The organism is Candidatus Cloacimonadota bacterium (genome assembly GCA_020532085.1).
Lineage (GTDB): Bacteria > Cloacimonadota > Cloacimonadia > Cloacimonadales > Cloacimonadaceae > Syntrophosphaera.
Map to the genome: position 1 here is coordinate 1 of JAJBAV010000071.1, position 5,187 is coordinate 5,187.

Here is a 5,187-nt window from a genome sequence, read left to right on the forward strand (position 1 = left end):
CACGGTGGGTGCGGAGGTGTCGTCATTGGTCTTGCCGAGGAAAGCGGATATCCCGATCTCGGCGAGACTGCAACCGTCCGCGAATGTGACCGTGGCGCTGCTGTGGCGGAACGCCCAGCCGTCGATGGTCTCCACGGATGCGGGTATGGCGACAGTTCCGAGGCTTTTGCACTCGCCGAACATCTTGTATCCTATGGCGTTGAGACCCTCGCCGAGGATGACCTCCCGGAGGGAATCGCAGCCCGTGAATATGTACGCGGAACCGTAATCGACTTTGCCTTCGGTATTCGTTTCAGAAACATTGATGTGCACAGAACCAGGAACATATACCTTCTCCACACTGGTGCCTGAGAAGGAGGATGGGCCGAGAGTCACCAGGCCGTCGTTGAGCATAACCTCGGAGAAACCGGTCGAACGGAAGAAGGCCTTGCTGCCTATGACCTCCAGGGTGCTGGGGAAGGATATGGAGTCAATATTGCAGAACATGAAGGCCTCGCTGGGCACACGCACTATGCCCTCCCCTATCACAAGGTTCCCGAGGTTCCGGTAACTCGTATCACCGGTCCCGTTGAACAGTGATTTGGGTACATCGGTCACGGAATACGTGTTGCCTCCGTGTTCCACGGATCCAGGTATGTGCACTCCGTCCGCGGCGCCGTCCCCGTCGGTGTCCGCCAGGGTGCCGTCGTAACCTGTTATGAACGCGGTCCTGACATCGCCGTCGAGACAGCATTTGTAAGTGATTCCGTCGATCGTCGTGTATCCTTCGACCAAACCGTCGGCGGTCGTGTCCTCGACGAGTGCGAGCGCAGGCATCATGCATACCGCCGCCGCTATTATTATCGCTACATATGATTTACAGTTCATTCGGGCTCCTCCTCCTAGCCATGGATTTCCTTATACCGCGGCATGTAGATAATATACATAAAGATTTCTAAATTACTAACCAGACTGGAGAAACAGATCCATCATGATTGGTGATATCATCGAACGGTGTCCACGAGCTACTCGTCGGTTAACGCCCATGCATCCGCACATCCTGCCGCTGGATGCCGATCTCACACCATTTTTATATACAGATGTTCATATATGCGCTCCCGTCTAGGTAACAAAAGAATAATTTCGCCAACAGGGTTTTAATACGCACTTGCGGTTGGACATGGATATGCTGCGCTGAGGGCGCGGAGTGATTGCAGATGTCCGGCAAGAATGGCGAATTCAACGATGTCCCCTCGGGACCTGGCAACAGACAGAGACTCAGATTCGAGACGCTACAGCTCCATGTCGGGCAGGAGGAGCCCGATCCGGTCACGGACGCCCGGGCGGTCCCGATATACCTGACCGCATCCTACGTCTTCAAAAGCTGCGACCATGCCGCCAGGAGATTCACCCTGGAGGACCCGGGTAACATATACGGAAGGCTGACCAACACCACCCAGGAGGTCTTCGAGAGGAGGATGGCCGCACTGGAGGGCGGCACCGCCGCCCTGGCCGTGTCCTCCGGGGCCGCCGCCATAACCTATGTGGTACAGAACCTGGCGGGGACCGGGGACCATGTGGTGTCCTCCAACGCCATATACGGCGGTACGTACAACTGCTTCGCCCACACCTTCGTGAGGCACGGGATAACCACCACCTTCGTGGACCCCGACGACTATGAAGGGTTCGAGAGGGCCATAAGGCCGAACACCAAGTGCCTCTTCGTGGAGACGATCGGCAACCCCAACGCCCAGATAAGCGACGTCGAGAGGATGGCCGACATAGCCCACCGGCACGGGATACCCCTCGTGGTCGACAACACCTTCGCCACCCCCTATCTGTTCAGGCCCCTGGAGCACGGGGCGGACATCGTGGTGGAGTCCGCCACCAAGTTCATCGGGGGCCACGGGACCATACTGGGCGGCGTCATCATAGAGGGCGGCGGCTTCGACTGGGAGGCCAGCGGGAAGTTCCCCGTGATGACGGAGCCCGACCCCAGCTACCACGGCATAAGCTTCGCCAGGGACTGCGCGGAATCCCCGCTGTGCACCAGGATAAGGGCCATACTCCTCAGGGACACAGGCGCCTGCATATCCCCGCTCCACGCCTTCGGGTTCCTCCAGGGCCTGGAGACCCTCTCCCTCAGGGTGGAGAGGCATGTGGAGAACGCCCTCAGGGTGGTCGATTTCCTCAAGGGCCATCCCAACGTGGACAGGGTCAACCACCCCTCTCTGCCCGACCATCCCAACCACGCCCTGTACGGGAGGTACTACCCCAACGGGGCGGGATCGATCTTCACCTTCGAGGTCAAGGGCGGATTAGAGCAGGCCAAGAAGTTCAGCGACTCGCTGAGGATCTTCTCCCTGCTCGCCAACGTGGCCGACGTGAAGTCGCTGGTCATACACCCGGCGAGCACCACCCACTCCCAGCTGACAGCCGCCGAGCTGGAGGAGCAGGGTATAAAGCCGAACACCGTCCGCCTTTCCATCGGCACGGAGCACATAGAGGACATACTGGCGGATCTGGACCAGGCGCTGAGGGCCTCCGGGGACTGAGCGTGCCGGAAGGACGGGACGGACCCCGCTGCACGGGGCTCCTGCCCGTTCATCCCCGGAAACGGGATTCCTGGAACGGCGCTCAGTCCGCTCCGTTCTCCCCGCATCCGGAGTGCATGACTGATGCCAGATCCCCGTCCGAGGACGAGAGTATCCACTTCAGCGGATGGAACGAGCTGGAGGTCTCCCTGCCCAGCGATGCCACGGCATAGTACCTTACATCCTTGAAGACGGACTCCAGGGTCTTCACGAACTGCTCCTGCCCGTTGTCCACCAGGAAGCCCCTGGCGGCCGGGTCGGAGTCCGTGCCCGCGCTGGGGGACAGCATCTCGGACACCCGGGGGGTGTCCGCCTTCGTGAGGACCACCGCCACAGGTATCGTGGTGGTGTAGGAAGGACCGGTGCCAGTGACCTCGTTGAACATGGACAGGAACGAGGACAGGGTGTCGAGGGGGGTGGACCTCCTGACGGATGTCTGCGGTGAGATCAGGGAAAGAGGGTCCACGGTGAACAGGAATCCGTCCGTGTACGTGAAATACTCCTCGAATATGACCTTGTCCTCCCGGGGCTCGAACTCCGCGCCGGAGATGTCGTTGATCAGCAGCTCCTTCTCCCTGGAGAACCTCCTGCTCTTCAGGAAAACTATCTCGGAGTCCCTCTCGCCCGGTTCCGTGCGCATGGCGGACTCCGGCTGGCGGTAACGGCCGCTGCTGACCCAGGGGGTCACAGGGTCCAGGGAGAAGCCGCATTCCTTCGAAGCCTCGTCCAGGTTGTTCAACGCGGACAGGACCAAGGTCGTCTTCCCGGAGGCGGGGGCGCCCACGGTGGAGATGACGATCGGGCGCGCCTCCCGGGTCATTATGTCTCTCCCGCAGAACGGGCAGACGCTCCTCAGCTGTCCGCGTTTCCCGTCATCGTACGTGCACGGCATGTCGTGGCCCCTGCTGCAGGTATGGTATCTGGTCCCGCACTCGTTCGGTATCGGATAGCTCAGGATCTGGTCGCATCTGCATCTGACGTTCGGGCGCAGGAAGTTGCGCTTGCAGTGGGGGCACACGGCGTACTCGGTGTTCTCCAGGTACTCCTCGGAATCCGACCTGGACGCGCCCCTTATCTTCGCGCCCATGACTGCCTTGAGGATGAGGAACGGGAGCACCATGACGAGGTCCATGAGCAGGGCGAACGGCAGGGCGAACAGGAAGAAGAACGCCACAGGGATCAGCATCAGGAAGCTGAGCCTGTATGCCGCCAGCATTCCGTTCCAGGGAAGCAGCAGCATCCTGGCTGCGGCGTTGCCGCGGTGGGTGAAGAGCTTCTCCTTGGGTTCCTCCTCGCCGTGGCACATGTCCTTCGACACCTTGACGAAGGGACCGCTGGCCACCAATAGGAACCCCGCAACGGTGAAAGCCGCCACCAGGAACCTCCAGTACCTGTCGATGTCGAAGCCGCCGGACGAGGATGCGATGACATCGTGCAGAGAGACGGATATCCAGTTCATCATGTCGACGTAGCCCGGGAGGCTCATGAAGAGACCTTGCTCCGCACCGGGCACGGGCAGGAGCATGTACATGGAATACACAGCGGCGCCCTCCGCGACCAGCTGGGCATAGAGCGAGTATGCGAAGCATGCGGCTATATAGGCAAGGCCTATGCCGGACACAGTCCAGTACAGATTCCTGTTGGCCCTGTTCATGTGAGGGGGATATGTGATTCCGATTATATGGTTTTCCGGAGAACGGGTCCGCGGCACGGTAGCATCCGACAGGGACGCGGATGGCGTTGAAAAGGACCCGTTCCCCCGACACATCGGAGGGCGGGCCCCCGGGTGCCTCGTGGACGGGCGACCCGCCCGCCGTCATCGGCACCCGGCCGGGGAGACCGGGCGTCAGACGGGGTTTAGCACGTAGACGCTGTAGCTCAGGTATCCCGCGAAGGTCACCCACAGCAGATACGGTATCTGCAGCATACCCGCGCGGCGGTCGTGCATCCAGAACACGATTATCATCGCCAGGACGGACAGCCATATGGCCACCAGGATTATGAAGGCCAGCAGGTAGTCCGCGAGGACGAAGAATACCGGGGACCACACGATGTTCAGGGAGAGCTGCACCCCGAACACCACGTACGGCTTGAGGTCCTGCTTACCGACCGTCTTTATGATCATGTACAGGGACACGGCCATGAGTATGTACAGTATCGTCCAGACTATCGGGAACAGATATCCGGGAGGATACACCGGGGGTAGCACCAGAGTGCTGTATATGCCTATGCTGTCTCCCGACACGAAGCTCGATATCATTCCGGCCGCAAGACACAGCAGCAGGCACGCCAGCAGTATCTTCCAATCCATCTTCTTCAGTATGTTCTCCAAGTCCACACCTTTTCATAAATACGCATTGTGTCCTTTTAAGGGAAGCGTATCCGGACGGTAATCATGAACGATGAATTGAAAAACATTAAGACGGGGGCATGAGCCCCCTGTTTCCATCGGTTCAGGCTTCTCCCCGGTCTCACGACCTCATCAGACGCATGACGACCACGATCGCCAGGATCACGACGACGATGACCAGCACGATCATCAGTATGTCGGTCAGGGACATGCCCGCGGGTGCGGGCTGGTCCTTGGTGACTCCGGTGACGCCGGTGATCTGTC

At 59.9% G+C, this 5,187-nt stretch carries 4 protein-coding genes; 1 reads left to right on the plus strand and 3 read right to left on the minus strand.

Annotated features, from left to right (window positions below; all coding sequences use genetic code 11):
* Window positions 1-867, minus strand: an 867-nt coding sequence (locus LHW45_10905) for a leucine-rich repeat domain-containing protein (GenBank protein ID MCB5286079.1), incomplete at its 3' end; no start/stop codon positions are given.
* 329 nt (window positions 868-1,196) lie between these two features.
* On the opposite strand from LHW45_10905, the gene LHW45_10910 reads away from it, so the two are divergent.
* Window positions 1,197-2,534: an O-acetylhomoserine aminocarboxypropyltransferase/cysteine synthase gene (locus LHW45_10910; protein MCB5286080.1), complete on the plus strand. Its 1,338-nt coding sequence runs from the start codon at window positions 1,197-1,199 to the stop codon at window positions 2,532-2,534.
* Between the two features lie 82 nt (window positions 2,535-2,616).
* Here the strand turns inward: LHW45_10910 and LHW45_10915 are convergent, their stop codons facing one another.
* Together LHW45_10915 and LHW45_10920 are read right to left on the minus strand one after the other, a co-directional pair.
* Complete coding sequence (locus tag LHW45_10915; protein ID MCB5286081.1) at window positions 2,617-4,227, minus strand: hypothetical protein; 1,611 nt, start codon at window positions 4,225-4,227, stop codon at window positions 2,617-2,619.
* A gap of 192 nt (window positions 4,228-4,419) precedes the next feature.
* Complete coding sequence (locus LHW45_10920; GenBank protein ID MCB5286082.1) at window positions 4,420-4,905, minus strand: tryptophan-rich sensory protein; 486 nt, start codon at window positions 4,903-4,905, stop codon at window positions 4,420-4,422.
* Window positions 4,906-5,187: the final 282 nt, after the last annotated feature.

Excerpts from the sequence above, each read along its gene's own strand:
- LHW45_10910 (MCB5286080.1), top strand. The coding sequence starts at position 1,197 with ATGTCCGGCAAGAATGGCGAATTCAACGATGTCCCCTCGGGACCTGGC.
- LHW45_10915 (MCB5286081.1), bottom strand. The coding sequence starts at position 4,227 with ATGAACAGGGCCAACAGGAATCTGTACTGGACTGTGTCCGGCATAGGC.